This is a genomic window from Pantoea sp. BAV 3049, assembly GCF_009765445.1.
Lineage (GTDB): Bacteria > Pseudomonadota > Gammaproteobacteria > Enterobacterales > Enterobacteriaceae > Erwinia.
The window spans coordinates 2,238,096-2,256,960 of sequence record NZ_WHOY01000031.1; the positions used below are offsets into that span (position 1 = coordinate 2,238,096).

The following is an 18,865-nucleotide window of genomic DNA, read 5'->3' on the forward strand; positions in this document are numbered from 1 at the left end:
CTCTTGAAACCTTTTCTCAGCCCTGTAGTATCGGTCAATTAACCCTCTGATTTAAAATTTGATCTTCATCACATGTCGCTACCGCCATCCGCCAATATTTTTACCGTCAGCCGTCTCAATACCACAGTGCGCAAGCTGCTGGAGATGGAGATGGGGCAAATCTGGTTGAGCGCTGAGATCTCCAATTTCTCCCAGCCCTCTTCCGGTCACTGGTACTTCACGCTAAAGGATGATGGCGCGCAGGTTCGCTGTGCGATGTTCCGCAACAGCAATCGCCGGGTCACCTTCCGCCCGCAAAATGGGCAGCAGATACTGGTGCGGGCCACCATCACTCTGTACGAACCGCGCGGTGACTATCAGCTGATTGCGGAAAGTATGCAGCCAGCAGGTGAAGGACTGTTGCAGCAGCAGTTCGAACAGCTGAAGCAGAAGCTGACGGCTGAAGGGTTATTCGACCAGATCCACAAGCAGGCGCTGCCAGACCCGGCACGACAGGTCGGAGTGATCACCTCTTCCACCGGTGCTGCTCTGCATGATGTCCTGCGCGTACTGCACCGCCGCGATCCGTCACTTCCGGTGGTGATCTACCCTACTCCGGTGCAGGGTGCGGATGCGCCTGCCAGTCTCGTGCGGGCGATCGAACTGGCTAACCTGCGCGGCGAATGTGATGTGCTGATTGTCGGACGTGGCGGCGGCTCGCTGGAAGATCTGTGGAGCTTCAACGATGAGCGCGTGGCACGGGCCATTTTTGCCAGCCGCATTCCCATCGTCAGCGCCGTGGGTCATGAAACAGATGTCACCATCAGTGATTTCGTAGCCGATCTGCGCGCACCAACGCCATCCGCCGCTGCAGAGCTGGTCAGCCGCAACCAGATTGAGCTGCTGCGCCAGTTGCAGTCGCAGCAGACCCGGCTGGAAATGGCGATGGATTATTACCTCGCGCAGAAGAGTCGCACCCTCACCCGTTTACACCACCGTTTGCAGCAGCAGCACCCACAGCTGCGCCTGGCACGTCAGCAGACCACCATGATGAAGCTACAACGCCGTCTGGACGACGCAATGCAACTTCGGCTGCGTCAGGCTGGTCGTCAGCAGGAACGCGCTGAGCAGCGTCTGACCGCGTTTCAGCCGCAGAGTAAAATCCACCGTGCTCAGCAACAGATGCAGCAATGGCAGTATCGCTTGCAGCAGGCGATGCAGCAGCAGCTTAATGGCGGTAAACAACGTTTCTCCAGGCTGGCAGCCCAGCTGGAAGGCGTCAGCCCGCTGGCAACGCTGGCACGTGGCTTCAGCGTCACCACGGCTGCCGATGGCAAGGTGATTAAGAAGACCCGGCAGATCCACACCGGCGACCGGCTTAAAACGCGGCTGGATGACGGCTGGGTCGAGAGCGAAGTGACCGCCATCACCCCGGTGAAAAAAGCCCGCAAGCCAGCACTCTGATTTCATACACAAAAACCGGCGCGCCACTCCGCTCCGGGTCCCCCCCTCCCCGGCCCCGTTTTAGCGCCAGTGCGCACCTGAGTCCTGACGACTATACTTTTTGGTACATTCGGCTTATGACCAAGGAGCAAGGTATGCATTATGGCGTCATTCCTCCCTATATTCTGCGCAAAATCATCGATAACGGTTCCGGGCAGCAGCAGAGTTGCGCCCGCAATACTCTGACACATGTACAAACGCTGATGGCGGAAAACTGGATCAAACCAACAGGCGCTCAAAACGCGACGGCAGGCCAGGTTCAGCGCGAAATTTATGATGCAGAACAGACCCAGACATTGCCTGGTACGCTGGTGCGCAGTGAAGGCCAGCCGGGTGGTAACGACGTGGCCGTCAACGAAGCGTATGACTATCTCGGCGTCACTTACGATTTCTTCTGGCAGGCTTATCAACGCAACTCGCTGGATAATCAGGGCCTCGCGCTGCAGGGTACCGTGCATTACGGCAAGGGTTATCAGAATGCGTTCTGGAATGGCGACCAGATGGTCTTTGGCGATGGCGACGGCGAAATCTTCAACCGCTTTACTGTCGCACTGGATGTAGTCGGTCACGAACTTTCTCACGGCGTAACGGAAACCGAAGCCGGTTTGATCTATTTCGAACAGGCTGGCGCGCTTAATGAATCTCTCTCCGACGTCTTTGGCTCGCTGGTCAAGCAGTTTCACCAGAAACAAACAGCCGACCAGGCTGACTGGATTATCGGCGAAGGATTGCTGGCGAAAGGGATCAACGGCAAGGGGCTGCGTTCTATGTCCGAACCCGGAACGGCTTATAACGATCCGCTGCTTGGTAAAGATCCGCAACCGGCCGACATGAAAGGCTACATACAAACGCGGGATGATAACGGCGGCGTACACCTGAACTCCGGCATCCCCAACCGCGCATTTTATCTGGCGGCAAAAGCGCTGGGCGGCTACGCCTGGGAACTGGCTGGCTATGCCTGGTACGACACGGTATGCGATAAAACTCTGCCGCAAAACGCCGATTTTAAAACCTTTGCGCAGTTCACGATCAAACATGGCCAGGCGCGATTTAATAAGTCTGTCGGGCAGGCTATTGGGGACGCCTGGAAACAGGTCGGCGTATTGCCATGAACGTTATTCCGGAACTGAGTGACGACGCGGTTATTGATGTGGCGCGTGAAGGCGGATTTGCTTACATCCCCAAACTGGCAGAACCGCGCCGGATTACACTGGCCCAGCTCAACCCGGCGCAGCGAGAAAGCGTCTGTAACGTATTGCGCCAGGCTCTGCCGCTGGGAGAACCGCAGGGCGAACAGTGTCAGGCAGGGAAAGGCGATCGGCGGTACTACCGTATTGCCATCAGCTATGCCACTCAGCAGCAGGCCGGCAACATCGTTATTTTGATCCCCGAGGAACTCGCCCCACCGGAGCTGGTACGGCTCTGGCAGGACGGCCGGTAACGTCCCCTTCAGCTATAAAAAAGCCCCTTCATTACTGAAGAGGCTTTTCGTGACCAATCAGACTCAGTTCCCTCCATTGCTGAAAGGGCTTTCAGTGACTGGTCAAACTCAGAAGCCCTTCCCTGTTGAAGGGCCTGCTGGTTTATTTATCCAGCGCGTAAGCAATCACGTAATCACCACGGTCCGGAGACTGACGTGCTCCTCCCGCAGAGATCAGGATGTACTGCTTGCCGTTTTCCGGAGAAACGTAGCTGATTGGCCCACCCTGGCTGCCCACTGGCAGACGAGCTTTCCACACTTCTTTACCGGTTGAGGTATCGAAGGCGCGCAGGTAGTAATCCTGAGTCCCGGCAATGAACACCAGTCCACCCTGAGTCGCCAGCGTGCCGCCCAGAGTTGGCAGGCCAATTGGCATCTGTGCGCGCATTTTAATCCCGAACGGGCCGGTATCCTGCACGGTACCCACCGGCACCTGCCAGACAATTTTCTGCGTGTTCAGGTCAATGGCAGACAGCGTACCAAACGGTGGCTTCTGACAAGGGATACCCAACGGAGACATAAAGCGGTTTTTGTTCACGGCGTACGGCGTGCCTTTCATCGGGACCACACCCATACCGGTGTTAACGGCTTCACCACCGTTGTTTACCGCGCCATTTTTGGAAGGTGCTGCCGGAACCATCTGCTGCCACAAGCCCAGACGCATATCGTTCACGAACAGGTAGTTGTGGTTCGGGTCGGTAGACATGCTGCCCCAGTTCATCCCGCCCAGAGAGCCAGGGAAGCTGAGAGACTTGTCGGTGCCCGGTGCCGTGTACAGACCGGTATAACGCATGGATTTAAAGTCAATACGGCACACCAGCTGATCGAACGGAGTGGCACCCCACATATCAGACTCTTTCAGCGTTTCGTTGCCAATCTGCGGCATGCCAACGGAGCGAGGCTGAGTTTTGGAATACTGTTCGTTCGGGATGTTAGCCTGCGGTACCGGCTGTTCAATCACTTTAGTCAGTGGTTTACCCGTCTGGCGATCCAGCACGTAGATCTGACCAGATTTGGTGCCGATAGCAACTGCCGGGGTGCGGGTACCATCCTTGTTCGGGAAGTTTACCAGGCCTGGCTGCATCGGCAGGTCGAAGTCCCACAGATCGTTATGCACGGTCTGGAAGACCCACTTCTCTTTACCGGTAGTGGCATCAACCGCCAGCACGGAAGCGCCGTATTTGTGATCCAGTTTGGTACGGTTCACCCCCCACAGATCGACAGACGAGCTGCCCATCGGAATGAATACCGCATTCATATTTGGATCGTAGGACATCGGTGCCCAGGAGTTAGGCGTACTGCGGGTGTAATGTTCGCCCGGTGCCAGAATTGCATTTGGATCGTCTTTGCCCGGGTCAAACGCCCAACGCATTTTACCGGTGATCACGTCAAAGCCACGCATTACACCACCAGGCATATCGGTGCTGACGTTATCGGCTACGCGACCACCCACCACGACGGTAGTCCCCGCCAGCGTTGGCGCTGAAGTCAGAACATAGCTTGGATCTTTCGCATCACCCATACCTTCGCGCAGGTCAACGGTACCGTTGTTGCCGAAGTCGGCACAGTACTGGCCGTTGTCCGCATCCAGAGCAATCAGCCGGTCATCAATGGTATTCATCAGAATACGACGCTGACAGGTGGCACCTTCTGGCAGGTTGATCGGGGCTGGAGGAACAGAGCCAGGTGCAGCTGGCTGCGTCAGCGGTTTGGTCGCATCAAAGTAAGCCAGACCACGGCAACGCATCCACACAGAGGATTTTGCGTTGATATCGGCTTTCCAGATCTGCTTGCCGGTGTCGGCCGCAACGGCAATCACATTGTTATGCGGAGTACACAGGAAGACGGTGTTACCCACCTGCAGCGGAGTCTGCTGATCTTCCGCGCCATTGCCATCCGGGCTGAGCGGAGTGTCGCCAGTGTGGAAGGTCCAGGCCACTTTCAGATCTTTCACGTTATCGCGGGTGATCTGATCCAATGCCACAAAACGGCTACCCTCTGGAGTATTACCGTAATTGTCCCAGTTCTTCTGCTGTTGGTTTTTCGCCACGGGGATCAGCGGCATTTCTTTACCGTTATCCACGGTCGGGTGCGGCTGGAACATCTGCATCAGGGTCGCAACCAGACCAACAACCAGCACCGCAGAAATGGCGTAAGCCGGTTTGGCTGCTGAGGATTTGCCCTCACGTTTGCGCAGGGCTGGCAGGGTAACTATCGCCAGCAGCAGGAAACCGGCCAGCGTCATCAGACGGGAAACCAGCGGCCAGAAATCCATTCCCACATCCACCAGCGCCCAGATCAGCGTACCGATGAACACCAGCGCGAATATCAGCACGGCGGAAGATTTACGACGGAAGAACTGAATAGCGGAAATAACGGTAAAAATACCGGCAATAACGAAATACCAGCTACCGCCGAGCGAAACCAGTTTCCCACCACCAATCACAAAGAACAGGCCGGTTGCCAGTAAAAGCAGGCCCAGCACAAAGCACCATAAGCCCAGCCATTCAGACGACCGGGCATTCGTTTGAGACATGGTAAAAATACTCCTGAAAAAGAGATGCCTTAAGCACTACGATGAAATAATGGCAAAATTGTACCATGCGGTTCGTTATTCAATAAACACAAACTTAACAAACTTCACACTTCTGGACATTTTTTGCTAATACCAGCGCAACGTTTTGACCGTAATGGAATAATTCCCGGCGCTAATCATTCATTTTCATTGAAGTTGTTAAAAGTGTTGCTCAATGCAGAGTTTCTGCATCTTTCCGTAAATCAAAGCGATATTTTGGTGGGTGATAGCAGGAAGGGATATAGAGGTATAATTAAAACTGATGGATTAAATAATAACCCTTTTATTAACAGGGGGAACTCAGGAAATAAAAAATTACGTTTAAGTCAGAGTGATTCCACCAGCGGCGTAAACTCCACGCGCTTTTTTGAAATCAACCCGTGACCATTGGTGCAGAAATAGTCCACTGCACCGCAGGCTTTTAACACCTGCAAAGTCTGATGGCATTCGGGGCAAATGGCCTGCATGGCAAAACAGCGCTCACAGCTTTCGCAGTGGTAATGGCCCTCTTCCACTGTGAGGGAATGCTGGCAAACCGGGCATGGCAAACTCATGGCGCTCTCCTGTTTAAACTGAACTCAGTATAAAACAAAGGGGCCATTAAAGGCCCCCTGCGGATCAACGTTTGTTCTTTTTGAGGTGACTCATCAGACGCTTACGCTTGCGCTGCTGGTTTGGAGTCAGCAAGTTACGCTTACCGGCAAACGGATTGTCGCCCTCTTTAAACTGAATGCGGATTGGCGTCCCCATCACTTCCAGCGAACGGCGGAAGTAGTTCATCAGATAGCGCTTATAGGAATCCGGCAGGTCTTTCACCTGATTACCGTGGATCACCACAATCGGCGGATTATAGCCACCCGCATGAGCATATTTCAGCTTCACGCGGCGTCCACGCACCAGCGGCGGCTGATGGTCGTCAGCGGCCATGGTCATGATCCGGGTCAGCATGGAAGTGTTCACACGACGGGTTGAGCAGTCATAGGCTTCGGTCACCGATTCGAACAGGTTACCCACGCCGCTTCCGTGCAGAGCAGAGATAAAGTGCACGCGGGCGAAATCGATAAAGCCCAGGCGGAAGTCCAGCGTCTCTTTCACTTCATCACGCACTTCCTGCGACAGGCCATCCCACTTATTGACCACAATAACCAGCGAACGCCCACTGTTCAGAATAAAGCCCAGCAGAGAGAGATCCTGATCGGAGATGCCTTCACGGGCATCGATCACCAGCATCACCACGTTGGCATCTTCAATCGCCTGCAGGGTTTTGATCACCGAGAACTTCTCAACCGCTTCGGTGATTTTTCCGCGCTTACGCACACCGGCAGTATCAATCAGGATGTATTCGCGGCCATCGCGCTCCATCGGGATATAGATACTGTCACGGGTGGTACCCGGCATATCAAAGACCACCACGCGGTCTTCACCCAGAATACGGTTGGTCAGGGTGGATTTACCAACGTTAGGACGCCCGACGATCGCCAGCTTGATCGGCAAATCCAGCGGGTTGAAGTCATCCTCTTCTTCTTCCGGCTCTTCACCGCTCTCTTTCGCCGCCAGCGCTGCCCAGTAGGCATCGTTCTCTTCTTCTTCGGTGAGTTCTGCCTGCGGCGCAACTTCGTCCATCCACGGCAGCAGCACCAGCTCCAGCAGGCTGGTCACGCCACGGCCATGGGAGGCGGCAATCGGGTGGATTTCACCCAGGCCCAGCGACCAGAAGTCCACCACGGCGGAATCCGGATCCAGGCCGTCGGTTTTATTGGCTACGAGAAAGGTAGGCTTCTGACGTGAGCGCAAATGTTTGGCAATCGCCTGATCGGCCGCCATCAGGCCGGCACGCGCATCGACCATAAACAGCACCACATCAGCTTCTTCAATCGCTAACAGGGACTGCTCGGCCATACGTGTTTCCACGCCCTCTTCATTGCCGTCGATACCACCGGTATCGATACAGATAAACTCCCGCCCTTCGACCTCGGCACGACCGTATTTACGATCACGGGTTAGCCCGGGAAAATCCGCCACCAGCGCATCTCGCGTGTGCGTTAAACGGTTAAACAGGGTGGATTTTCCCACATTGGGACGCCCGACCAGCGCGACCACAGGTACCATATTGAAGCCTCATTACAAAAATTAAGCGCCTGACTCGAACATCTTCAGTGCGGCAAACAACGTTTGCTGACGCACCTGGCAGGCTGACGGCGTAAGAATACCACGCCTTGAGAAAAACGAAACGGCCCCTGACGAATCAGGAGCCGTTGCAGACTATAGCAAACCTGGCGCTGTTAGCGGGTAAATGCGTAAACTTCGCCGCCCTTCGCCTGGATTAACAGCTTGTCGCTGGCCACGACCGGTTCGGTCTGGAAGCCGGAGCTGTCCACTTTCTGCTGAGCCACGAAGCGGCCATCTGTGGTGTTGATCCAGTGCAGGTAACCTTCACTGTCGCCTACCACGATATAACCGTTATACAGCACCGGTGAAGTCAGGTTACGGTGCAGCAGGTCGCTTTGACGCCAGACGGTCACGCCGCCATCGGTGCTCAATGCCACTACACGGTCATCCTGATCGACCAGGTAGATGTGACCGGCATCGACGATCATATCGTGCACGGAGCCGATTTCACGCTTCCACAGGATCTGGCCAGAGCGCAGGTCCATCGCCGTCAGGTTGCCGTTATAGGCCAGGGCGTACACCACGCCGTCCAGAATAATTGGAGTGGTATCCACATCCGCCAGGCGATCGATTTCCGTCGCGCCGGTTGGCTGGGAAATACGTTGCTGCCAGATAATCTGGCCCTGGTTCATCATCACCGCGCTGACGCGGCCATTATCCCCCCCAACAATAGCCGCGCCAAAGGCGGTTGCCGGAGCTGACTCACCGCGCAGAGAGAGCGCAGGGACGTCGAGGTTAACCGTCCACTTCACGGCACCGTTGGTCTGATCCAGACCCTGCAGCATACCGTTGCTGGTGTGAACCAGCACCAGGCCATCGCTGGCTACCGGACGGGACAACACTTCACCCGCTGCTTTGGTCTGCCAGGCAACAGAACCATCGCTGGTGTTCAGGGCATAAACCTGGCCGCGCTCGCTGCCGATATAAACATGACCACCATCAACCGACACGCCACCGGAAAGCAGAGCTGGCAGATTTTTCGAGAAGAAGCCGGTCTTCTCAGAGAGGTCAACTTTCCACTGCTCTTTGCCATCACCGGCATTCAGTGCTTTCACGATACCGAAACGATCGGCAGCATAAACGGTACTGTCTGACCAGCCCGGATGCAGGTTGGAGTAGTAATCACCCACGCCATCGCCAACTGAAGTGCTCCAGACTTTTTCCGGGGTAAACTGATTTTCAACTTTTGGCAGCGGCGACATTTTAACCACGTCTTCTTCACCGCTGAACCATGAACATCCGCTGAGTAAAGTGACTGAAATCAGTCCCGGCAGAAGTATCTTACGCAATTCCATGAAATCCCTCTTGTGCCTGTTGAGGCCATTTTTACCCGTGGTGAATTTAACCCGGGAGATTATTCATTTTCATCTGCAGCATCTCTTTCAGCGCCGGAGACGCATCAGAGGCAATGCCTTTACTCCAGGCATCGCGGGCGCCTTTGGTATCACCCTTGCTGAGCAACGCTTCGCCGCGCACATCGGCTACGATCGCTGTCCAGCCATCGCCTTTCACCGCGTCGAGGGTTTTCAGCACTTCATCCGGCTGCTTCTGCTGCAGCTGGATACGCGCCAGGCGCAGATTCAGCACGGCCTGCAGGTTAGCATCTTTGGTGTCTTTCAGGCCGCTTTGCAGCTGGGCAACCGCTTTATCCAGCTGGTTACCGTCCACATAACGTTTTGCCAGATCCAGCGAAGCCAGCGCACCATAGGTGTTGCTGTTTTCGCTGGCAAATTTCGCTGCGGCATCCAGTGTCTCAGGCTTGCTGGTGTCCAGCGCCGTGGAAACCTGCTGATAAGCGGTCGAGGCTTCCTGATGGCTGCCTTCCTGGTGAGTCGCCCAGTAACGCCAGCCTGCCAGCGCGCCCACGCCAATAATCACGCCTACTACCAGAGCCTTGCCGTTCTGGGCAAAGAAGCTCTTGAGTGCGTCAACTTGTTCGTTCTCGTTGCTATAAACTTCCACGCAAACCTTCTCCTTAAATACCGGCTGTCTGGTTCAACAACGCTGTCAGCGTGGCTGCCGCATCACGCTGTGCCAGCGTCTGCTGCTCGCCGTTACGTAAATCTTTAATCACCACTTCGCCATTAGCGACTTCTGACTCACCCAGTACCAGTGCAACGCGCGCGCACCACTTGTCAGCACGGGCAAACTGCTTCTTGAAGTTACCACCACCAAAGTTGGTCATCAGCTTCAGAGAGGGGTCTGCATCGCGCAGCTGCTCGGCCAGCAGCATTGCCGCTGACTGCACGCCCTGTCCCGAAGCGATAACATAGACATCGACAATGCGCGTCGGTTCAAATTCCGGATTAACTGCCTGCACCAGCAGCACCAGACGCTCCATTCCCATGGCGAAACCGACGGCTGGCGTGGCACGACCACCCAACTGTTCCACCAGACCGTCATAACGGCCACCGCCACAAACAGTCCCCTGCGAGCCAAGGCTGCTGGTTACCCATTCGAAAACAGTCCGGTTGTAGTAGTCCAGTCCGCGCACCAGGCGCTGGTTAACGGTGTAGGCAATGCCTGCCGCTTCCAGCAGCTCGCACAGGCCGGCAAAGTGCTCACGAGACTCCTCGTCCAGGTGATCGGCAAGCTGTGGCGCATTGTTCAGCAGGGTCTGGACGTCCGGGTTTTTACTGTCCAGCACGCGCAGAGGATTGGTGTACATGCGGCGTTTACAGTCTTCGTCCAGCACGTCCTGATGCTGTTCCAGAAACGCCACCAGCGCGTCGCGGTAGTTGGCACGCGCTTCCAGCGAACCAATGGAGTTCAGCTCAAGGCTGACGTGATCGGCAATGCCCAATGCTTTCCACCAGCGGGCCGTCATCATGATCATTTCAGCATCAATATCCGGCCCCTGCAGGCCAAACACTTCCGCACCGATCTGATGGAACTGGCGATAGCGCCCTTTTTGTGGACGCTCATAGCGGAACATCGGTCCGGTGTACCACAGCCGCTGTTCCTGATTGTACAGCAGACCGTGTTCGATACCGGCACGCACGCAGCCTGCCGTTCCTTCCGGACGCAGCGTCAGGCTTTCACCGTTGCGGTCATCGAAGGTGTACATCTCTTTTTCTACCACGTCGGTGACTTCACCGATAGCGCGTTTGAATAACGGGGTCTGCTCTACAATCGGCAGGCGGATTTCGCTGTAGCCATAGCTGGCCAGCACCTGCTTGAGGATCTGCTCAACACGCTGCCATACTACGGTGTCCGCGGGCAGGTAATCATTCATGCCGCGAATTGCCTGGATATTCTTCGCCACTACTTTTTTCTCACAATTGGGTGTAAGCGCAGAGCGGGGAACCGGCCTCTGCGCTTCAGATTATTTTTCTACCTGCTGAACATCAATCCGGCGGGACTCATCCATCATCGCCGCTTTGGCACGGATACGCGCCTCCAGCTGGTCGATCATGTCATTGTTATCCAGACGCTCGCGCAGACGCACGCCATCCTCGTAGAACCCGCTTTTCTTGTTGCTGCCGGTCACGCCAAGCGTGGAAACCAGCGCTTCGCCCGGTCCGTTCACCACGCAACCGATGATCGAAACGTCCATCGGCGTGATGAGATCTTCCAGACGCTGTTCCAGCTCGTTCACCGTGCCGATCACATCAAACTCCTGACGCGAGCAGGTCGGACAGGCAATGAAGTTGATGCCGCGTGAACGGATACGCAGGGATTTCAGGATATCGAACCCGACCTTCACCTCTTCCACCGGATCGGCTGCCAGCGAAATACGCAGCGTGTCGCCAATGCCTTCAGAGAGCAGCAGTCCAAGACCGATGGCAGATTTCACCGCACCGGCCCGCGCACCACCCGCTTCGGTGATCCCCAGGTGCAGCGGCTGCTCGATCTGCTTCGCCAGCAGACGATAAGATTCTACGGCGAGGAACACGTCAGAGGCTTTCACGCTGACTTTGAACTGATCGAAGTTGAGGCGATCCAGATGATCGACGTGACGCATGGCGGATTCCAGCAGGGCCTGCGGCGTGGGTTCGCCATATTTTTCCTGCAGGTCTTTCTCCAGCGATCCGGCATTCACGCCGATGCGGATAGGAATATTGTTGTAGCGTGCACAGTCAACCACCTGACGGATACGCTCTTCATTACCGATATTACCGGGGTTGATGCGCAGGCAGTCAACGCCGTATTCAGCAACTTTCAGGGCGATACGATAGTCGAAGTGGATATCAGCGACCAGGGGCACATCGACCTGTTGTTTAATCAGGCGGAAGGCTTCGGCAGCATCCATGGTGGGAACAGAAACGCGGACAATATCCACGCCAACGCGCTGAAGCGCCTTAATTTGATTCACCGTCGCGTCCACATCGGTGGTGCGAGTGTTGGTCATGGACTGAACGGCTATCGGCGCGCCGTCGCCCACTGGCACCTTGCCGACGTAAATGCGCTTCGATTTGCGGCGGATAATGGGTGCTTCGTTATGCATATTCTTTCTCCGAAATTACTCGCGACCAGAAAGATGCGTTATTGCGCACCGACTGTCAGGCGGGCAACCTGGTTGCTACGGATGAAACGACTCAGATCGACTGGCTGACCCTGATACTGGATCTGGACCGCGCCCGGTGCGCCAATTTTCAGGCGATACGGCGCAGTGCCAGTCAGGCTGAGTTTACCACCACTGCGCTGCATTCCGCTGAACAGTTTTTTGCCTGTAGCATCGGTCACTTCCAGCCAGCAGTCTTTGTCAAAGTTCATCACCAGCGCGTTAGCATCGGCGGCAGGCGCACTGACGCCAGCAGCACCGGTAGGCATCTGCCCGTTGGCGCCGCTGTCAACCGGAGCCTGGCTGGGTGAAACCGCCACTGGCTGGTTCGCATCGGCGGCCGGAGCCGAAGTTTGAGCCGGAGCGGCTGCCGCAGCATTATCTGCTGTTGGCGCAGCAGTGGCCGGAGCAGGCGCCGCCGAAGGCGTCTCAGCTGGCGCGCTTTCAGCCGCAGTATTGTTTGTTGCAGGCGCACTGTCTGAACTGTTGCTGTCGCCCAGCGGGATAGACTGGCTGTTATTGTCGCCGCTGGTTCCCGAGTTCTGATCGGCCATCGACACCAGATCATCCTGTGCCGCTTTATGATTCTGCCACCACCAGGCACCAGTCAGGCCGACCACCACAAACAGCACCAGCCAGGTGAAGATCATCAGCCAGCCATCGCGCTTTTTACGGCGTTTGCCCAGTGAAAAACTCTGCATCGGCTCGACTTTTGCCGCGCGAACAGGAGCCTGTTTCGCCATCATCGGCAGCAGTTCCTCTTCCGGTACGTGAACCAGACGCGCATAAGAGCGGATATAGCCACGCAGGAAGGTCGACGCCAGATCGGCCGGCGACTTGTCCTCTTCAAGGTCACGGACGGTAGAAAGTTTCAGGCACAGGCGCTCAGCTACGTTCTGCTGAGTCAGGCCCATTTGTTCACGGGCTGCACGCAGGCGCTGGCCTGTGGAGTTTACTGCTGAGTTATCTTGAGTGGCTTCAGTATTCATTAGCTAAAAAATGCAGGTACTGTATCGATTGTGGAAAATTTCGCGCCAGCTGCTCTCCTGCCTGCTTTACGCTTTCAGGGTGCCCGGCCAGCGCGGCGAAGCGAATCTCTAACCACAAGCTTTCTGCCGAAGCAGCAAAGTTGCGCTGATAAACATCTAACAAGAGCTGCGACGCATCGCGCTCATTCTTTCCAAATCGCCTTTCGGCTTCTGCCAGCAGCGCCAGCCCTTTTTGCGGATCGTCTCGTGTCGCCGCATTCAGCGCCACTTGCGCCTTTTGCTTCTCTCCGGCAAGGAGATAACAATAACCGGCATTTTCCAACGCATCCTTCCGGCCGCCGTTTTCTGATAATTCAGCGGCTTTGCTGAACTGCTGCTGAGCCGCATCATACTGCCCTAAACTACAGAGAAACGCACCGTAATTATTGATTACATCACGGTTTTGTCCTGCCAGCAGCAGAGCATTCTGGTAGTAGCGCCCCGCCGCATCCCGATCGCCCGCCCGTTGCTGATAACGAGCCATGGCCAATTGACAGCGATAATCTTTCGGTGCCAGCCGCAGCGCCTGAGACAAATTGCGCTGCGCCGGGGGTAATTCGTTGCGGGCGAGATAGTCGAGCCCTAACTGTAGCCTCGTCTGTGCCAGTTCGCTGTGCTCTGGTGACTGGCTGCAGGCGGTGAGCAGCGCTGCCAGCCAGATCGGTAATCCTTTACCCATAGTGCCTCCTGATTCGACAGAGGCATACTACGCCGATCGAATCAGAGCTGACAGCCGCCCCGGACCTGAATATTCAGCTTTCAGAGCGCTTTCACAGAAATCGACTCACCGGCCATTTTTTTACGCAGTGTACGCTTGGTACGGTCAATCACCTCACCGGCCAGCTGACCACAGGCCGCATCGATATCATCACCACGAGTCTTACGCACAATAGTGGTAAAACCGTAATCCATCAACACTTTAGAGAAGCGATCGATGCGACTGTTCGAACTGCGACCATACGGAGCGCCCGGGAAGGGGTTCCACGGGATCAGGTTGATTTTGCACGGCGTGTTCTTCAGCAGTGCCGCCAGTTCATGGGCGTTATCGGTGCTGTCGTTGATGTGATCAAGCATCACATATTCGATGGTCACGCGGCCCTGATTGGCATTGGACTTGCCGATATAGCGGCTGACGGCCCCTAAAAAAGTCTCGATATTATACTTTTTATTAATCGGAACAATTTCGTCACGAATTGTGTCATTCGGAGCATGCAGAGAGATAGCCAGTGCGACATCAATCATATCGCCCAGCTTGTCCAGCGCGGGAACAACGCCCGAAGTGGACAGGGTCACGCGGCGTTTGGACAGGCCAAAGCCGAAGTCGTCCAGCATGATTTCCATCGCCGGAACCACATTATTCAGGTTGAGCAACGGCTCCCCCATTCCCATCATCACCACGTTGGTGATTGGGCGCTGGCCGGTAATTTTTGACGCGCCGATAATTTTTGCCGCACGCCAGACCTGACCAATGATTTCCGAAACGCGCAGGTTACGGTTAAATCCTTGCTGAGCGGTGGAGCAGAATTTGCATTCCAGCGCACAGCCCACCTGGGAAGAGACGCACAGAGTGGCGCGATCTTTTTCCGGGATGTAAACAGTTTCGACCTGCTGGCCGCCAACGGTGATGGCCCATTTGATGGTGCCATCAGATGAACGCTGTTCTTCCGCCACTTCCGGTGCGCGGATCTCGGCCAGCTCTTTCAGCTTGCCACGGAAGACTTTGTTGATGTCGGTCATCTCATCGAAATCATCACAGCAGTAGTGATAAATCCACTTCATCACCTGATCGGCACGAAACGGTTTTTCGCCCAGACTGGCGAAGAACTCGCGCATTTGCTGGCGATTCAGATCGAGCAGGTTGATTTTTTCTTTTTTTGGCGTGGCGATCGCAGGGGATGCAGACGACGGAGTCACAATGTGTTCAGACATAATTTTCTCTGGCCTCGTTATTACACGTTATGGCGCTGGGGTTGAGTGATATAAATGAAACGCCCCTGCTGAGCATACTCTCATCAGGGGCGCATTATTGTACAAGCGTGGAACGACAGGTTAAAGCGCGTCAGCAAAATAATTTGTAAACGCCCTGCGCCACTCAGGCAATAATCTTAAATATTAGCGGGTGCGCGGGCAAATTTCGCCTTCGCCGAAGAAATAAGCGATTTCGCGGGCGGCAGATTCAGCAGAATCTGAACCGTGGGTGGCGTTCTCGGTGAAGCTGTCAGCGTAGTCAGCTCGCAGGGTACCGGCCAGAGCATTAGCCGGGTTAGTGGCACCCATCAGATCGCGGTGACGCTGAACGGCGTTTTCGCCTTCCAGCACGGAAACGACTACCGGACCAGAAGTCATGAATTCAACCAGGCCGTCGAAGAAAGGCTTGCCCTGGTGCTCCGCGTAGAAGCCTTCAGCCTGCTCTTTGCTCAGGTGCAGCATTTTGCTGCCCACAATTTTGAAGCCAGCGCTTTCAAAACGGTTAAAGATGGCACCAATCACGTTTTTTGCCACCGCGTTCGGTTTTACGATAGAAAAAGTACGTTCAATAGTCATATGGACCCCTGTTTGATGTCGAGTGTGGCCAGTGAAAGACTCCCTGGCCCGGAAAATGGCGCAGATTATAGGGGTCATCCGCTGGCTTGCCTATCGGAGATTCAACAAATTATTAAAAAAAACCGCTTTAATTCCACAACTTTATAACGGTTTTCAGCTATTTTACAGAAGAACTTGAGATGCCCGCCAGGATGGCGGACACTCAGGACAATGACACCCACTACGAGGCCGCTATGACATCCTCTTTCTTCGTGACCGCCGACTGGCTGGCGGAACATTATTCTGATGAAAACATTCAGGTTATCGACGCGCGCATGCTGCCACCCGGTCAGGAAAAAGTGCGAAATATCACGGCGGAATATCAGGCTAAACATCTGCCCGGCGCACCCTTTTTTGATATTGAAGCGCTCTCCGATCACACCAGTCCTTATCCGCATATGATGCCGCGCGCCGAGTCGTTTGCCGTCGCCATGCGCGAGCTGGGGGTAAGCAGTGATAAACATCTGGTGGTCTACGATGAGGGTAACCTGTTTTCCGCTCCGCGTGCCTGGTGGATGCTGCGCCAGTTTGGCGTGGAGGAAGTTTCAATTCTCGCCGGTGGCCTGAAGGGCTGGGAAGACGCAGGTCAGCCGCTGGAAACCGGTGCCGTTACGCTGCCGGAAGGCGAGTTCGACGCCAGCTTCGATCCGAAGGCAATCAAACGCATTACCGATATGATGCTGATCAGCCATGAAGGCGGCGCACAGATTGTCGATGCCCGGGCGGCAAACCGCTTCAGAGGTGAGGTAGATGAACCGCGCCCGGGACTGCATCGCGGGCATATCCCCGGCAGCAAAAACGTGCCATGGAATGACCTGGTGGAAAACGGCCAGTTGAAACCGGCTGATGAGCTGCAAGCGATTTTCCAGCGTCAGGGCGTGAATCTGGACGAGCCGGTGGTGGCAAGCTGTGGTTCCGGCGTGACTGCGGTGGTCGTGATTCTGGCGCTGACCACGCTGGGCGCAAAAAATGTCAGGTTGTATGACGGTTCATGGGGTGAATGGGGCAGCCGCGACGATCTGCCGATTGCCACACGGCTGAAATAACGGCATTTCGCCATGAAAAGAACCGTTTCCCTTGAAGGTGAAACGGTTCTGTTTCCCTATACTCTAATAGCGGGTATTCATCCAGAGAATCACAATATATCACCGTCTCTGCCGCCAGGTCCGGTAAAGGCTTTCAGCTTCCGTCGCCGGGCATGGTCAGAGGGACAGACATTTCATTGCGGAAGAGATTCTTCGGATCGACGGCTTGTTTGGTGGCAACCAGCGTTGCAGCTTTGTCACCGTAATACAGCGTCATCCATTGCGGGTCCTCCGTCGCATGGTCGGCAGCAGTATATTTCATATCGACATCCGGGTAGTTGATATAACAGCCCTGATAATGGCCATCGTCGGCATAAGGTTTGCCCCCCTGGTCAGCAAAATAAGCGGTATAGAGTTTCTGCATCCAGGAAATACAATGCGCATCATTCTCGGGCTTGGTCCAGTAGACCTGAAATTGTGATTTTAATAACGAGCGTCGCTGAAAGACGGCGGTCGGATTCGTGGTTTCATTGTTGGTATTAATACAACCACCATACGAATCGATTTGCACCAGAGCCTGATTCAACAGAGGATCGTCCGCGCCATTAAGGTTATCCCACAGGGCTGTGATTTCTGTGTCGCCAAAATTTGCCACATGGTAAACAGATTTATATTTTCCGCGCTGGTTATCGCCTGAGCCATTAAGTGTTTGCGTGGCATACAGCCAGTCCATTAATCGGGCATCACTGGCCGCATCTCTGAAGGGGCGCTTTTTCACCGCTGTCCCTATTGCGCCATAACGCATGCCGGTTTCCACCACTGAAGGCGTTATCCCCGCAGCGTTGTTCATGGTAGCCACAAAGTCATTAAACGGCGCAGCCTGACCCGTGCCATCAACACGCCCGTCACTTCCGGTATACTGCACCAGTAGATGAATATCGCCGGTGGAGCGATGCTGGAGTTTGAGCAGGCTAAAAAGGCCGCCATTCGCCAGGGTTGGATCGCTGCTGTTCCACTCACTATCATGAGTCGAGAACCATTGCCAGTAGGCTTTGAGAAACTGACCAAATTGCTCTTTAGTACTGAAACTACTCCACGGGTAGGCTAGCGAGAGTAAATAGACCTGCTGAGGAGCTGGCGGCAAGGCCGCATAATAATAATTAAGGATAATACCGAAGTTTCCGCCACCACCACCACGGCAGGCGATAAACAATTCCCTGTCGGTACCCGTGCTGTTCAGATTCACGTGTTTAGCAACGAGCGACTTCCCGTCGGTTTCCGGCACCAAAATATCGATTCCTGACAGCCAGTCAACGGTTAAGCCATGTAAACGGGACAGTAAACCGTATCCTCCTCCCGTCACATGCCCCCCCGAACCGACTGAATAGCAGGAACCACCGGGAACCGTGCAGTTTGTCAGTTTGTATAAGCTGACATAACCATCCCAGTTTTGATTCCCTGTTGCTGCCCGGAACTGATAATTCACATCAGGATCGTAAGGCGAGGAGATATTTCCCTCTGCGCTGTACTCCATACCCACCATCAGCCCCAGGTCAATAATCGCCAGAGGAGTGCTTTCTTCTCCTGACAATTTATTGCTGACAAATCCCTCATAGCAGTGCCCGCCACTCCGAACCGTTATCCGCTGATTGTTGGCAAGCGCTGTATTCGCCGCCTTCAAAACATCACTGGCGGTCTGGCATACATAGACCGCATCGGCATCTTTGCCACTTTCCGGCCAGCGCAAATTAAAGCCTTTTTTGACGGTTTCAAACCGGGGATCGCTATTATCGATCAGGATAAAATCACTCATGATATTTCCTTTTGTATTGAATTTGAAAAAGCGTTGTAAAACCATCAAATGACAAATGCCATGTAGACTTATTTCAATATCAATAAACAGAAGATAATAATAAAAACAAGGTGATAAATAAAAAAAATTGATAAAACCAAGTCCACAACTCAACAGCAGAGACTTTTAACATTCATCATTTTCTGTAATGGTTTTCACTAAACACA

Annotated in this window: 16 protein-coding genes; 4 read left to right on the forward strand and 12 right to left on the reverse strand. The window is 54.6% G+C overall.

Going from position 1 to position 18,865, the window contains the following annotated elements:
- Positions 1-72: 72 nt before the first annotated feature.
- From xseA to GSQ70_RS11350, 3 genes are all read left to right on the forward strand, one after another.
- Positions 73-1,443 (forward strand): exodeoxyribonuclease VII large subunit, encoded by a 1,371-nt coding sequence (gene xseA / locus GSQ70_RS11340; RefSeq protein ID WP_158782636.1) that lies wholly within the window; start codon positions 73-75, stop codon positions 1,441-1,443.
- A 134-nt stretch (positions 1,444-1,577) separates the two neighbouring features.
- Complete coding sequence (locus GSQ70_RS11345; protein WP_158782637.1) at positions 1,578-2,594, forward strand: M4 family metallopeptidase; 1,017 nt, start codon at positions 1,578-1,580, stop codon at positions 2,592-2,594.
- Positions 2,591-2,923 (forward strand): protealysin inhibitor emfourin, encoded by a 333-nt coding sequence (locus GSQ70_RS11350; RefSeq protein ID WP_158782638.1) that lies wholly within the window; start codon positions 2,591-2,593, stop codon positions 2,921-2,923. Before GSQ70_RS11345 ends, GSQ70_RS11350 begins: the two co-directional genes overlap by 4 nt.
- A gap of 142 nt (positions 2,924-3,065) precedes the next feature.
- On the opposite strand, the gene GSQ70_RS11355 is transcribed toward GSQ70_RS11350, so the two are convergent.
- The 11 genes from GSQ70_RS11355 to ndk all read right to left on the reverse strand — a co-directional run bounded on the left by GSQ70_RS11355 (position 3,066) and on the right by ndk (position 15,782).
- Complete coding sequence (locus GSQ70_RS11355; RefSeq protein WP_158782639.1) at positions 3,066-5,498, reverse strand: glucose/quinate/shikimate family membrane-bound PQQ-dependent dehydrogenase; 2,433 nt, start codon at positions 5,496-5,498, stop codon at positions 3,066-3,068.
- A gap of 365 nt (positions 5,499-5,863) precedes the next feature.
- The gene (locus GSQ70_RS11360) at positions 5,864-6,091 is read right to left on the reverse strand and encodes a zinc ribbon domain-containing protein (RefSeq protein ID WP_158782640.1); all 228 of its coding nucleotides are present in this window, start codon (positions 6,089-6,091) and stop codon (positions 5,864-5,866) included.
- 64 nt (positions 6,092-6,155) lie between these two features.
- The gene (der, locus tag GSQ70_RS11365) at positions 6,156-7,646 is read right to left on the reverse strand and encodes a ribosome biogenesis GTPase Der (RefSeq protein ID WP_158782641.1); all 1,491 of its coding nucleotides are present in this window, start codon (positions 7,644-7,646) and stop codon (positions 6,156-6,158) included.
- Positions 7,647-7,819: 173 nt separating this feature from the next.
- The gene (gene bamB / locus GSQ70_RS11370; protein WP_158782642.1) at positions 7,820-9,001 is read right to left on the reverse strand and encodes an outer membrane protein assembly factor BamB; all 1,182 of its coding nucleotides are present in this window, start codon (positions 8,999-9,001) and stop codon (positions 7,820-7,822) included.
- A gap of 46 nt (positions 9,002-9,047) precedes the next feature.
- A complete protein-coding gene (locus GSQ70_RS11375; protein ID WP_158782643.1) occupies positions 9,048-9,668 on the reverse strand; it encodes a YfgM family protein in 621 nt (206 codons plus the stop codon).
- 13 nt (positions 9,669-9,681) lie between these two features.
- Entirely contained in the window at positions 9,682-10,971 is a 1,290-nt protein-coding gene (gene hisS / locus GSQ70_RS11380) for a histidine--tRNA ligase (RefSeq protein WP_158782644.1), read from the reverse strand.
- 60 nt (positions 10,972-11,031) lie between these two features.
- Positions 11,032-12,153, reverse strand: coding sequence for a flavodoxin-dependent (E)-4-hydroxy-3-methylbut-2-enyl-diphosphate synthase (gene ispG, locus GSQ70_RS11385; RefSeq protein ID WP_158782645.1), 1,122 nt, complete (start codon positions 12,151-12,153; stop codon positions 11,032-11,034).
- A gap of 38 nt (positions 12,154-12,191) precedes the next feature.
- Positions 12,192-13,199: a cytoskeleton protein RodZ gene (rodZ, locus tag GSQ70_RS11390; RefSeq protein ID WP_158782646.1), complete on the reverse strand. Its 1,008-nt coding sequence runs from the start codon at positions 13,197-13,199 to the stop codon at positions 12,192-12,194.
- A complete protein-coding gene (gene pilW / locus GSQ70_RS11395) occupies positions 13,189-13,917 on the reverse strand; it encodes a type IV pilus biogenesis/stability protein PilW (RefSeq protein ID WP_158782647.1) in 729 nt (242 codons plus the stop codon). Before pilW ends, rodZ begins: the two co-directional genes overlap by 11 nt.
- 80 nt (positions 13,918-13,997) lie before the next feature.
- Positions 13,998-15,167, reverse strand: a complete 1,170-nt coding sequence (locus tag GSQ70_RS11400; protein WP_158782648.1) for a bifunctional tRNA (adenosine(37)-C2)-methyltransferase TrmG/ribosomal RNA large subunit methyltransferase RlmN — start codon at positions 15,165-15,167, stop codon at positions 13,998-14,000.
- Between the two features lie 183 nt (positions 15,168-15,350).
- Positions 15,351-15,782 (reverse strand): nucleoside-diphosphate kinase, encoded by a 432-nt coding sequence (gene ndk / locus GSQ70_RS11405; RefSeq protein ID WP_062744669.1) that lies wholly within the window; start codon positions 15,780-15,782, stop codon positions 15,351-15,353.
- Between the two features lie 233 nt (positions 15,783-16,015).
- On the opposite strand from ndk, the gene sseA reads away from it, so the two are divergent.
- Positions 16,016-16,867 (forward strand): 3-mercaptopyruvate sulfurtransferase, encoded by an 852-nt coding sequence (sseA, locus tag GSQ70_RS11410; RefSeq protein ID WP_158785288.1) that lies wholly within the window; start codon positions 16,016-16,018, stop codon positions 16,865-16,867.
- A 133-nt stretch (positions 16,868-17,000) separates the two neighbouring features.
- On the opposite strand, the gene GSQ70_RS11415 is transcribed toward sseA, so the two are convergent.
- On the reverse strand, positions 17,001-18,659 hold the full coding sequence (locus GSQ70_RS11415; RefSeq protein ID WP_158782649.1) for a BBE domain-containing protein: 1,659 nt from the start codon (positions 18,657-18,659) through the stop codon (positions 17,001-17,003).
- Positions 18,660-18,865 lie beyond the last annotated feature (206 nt).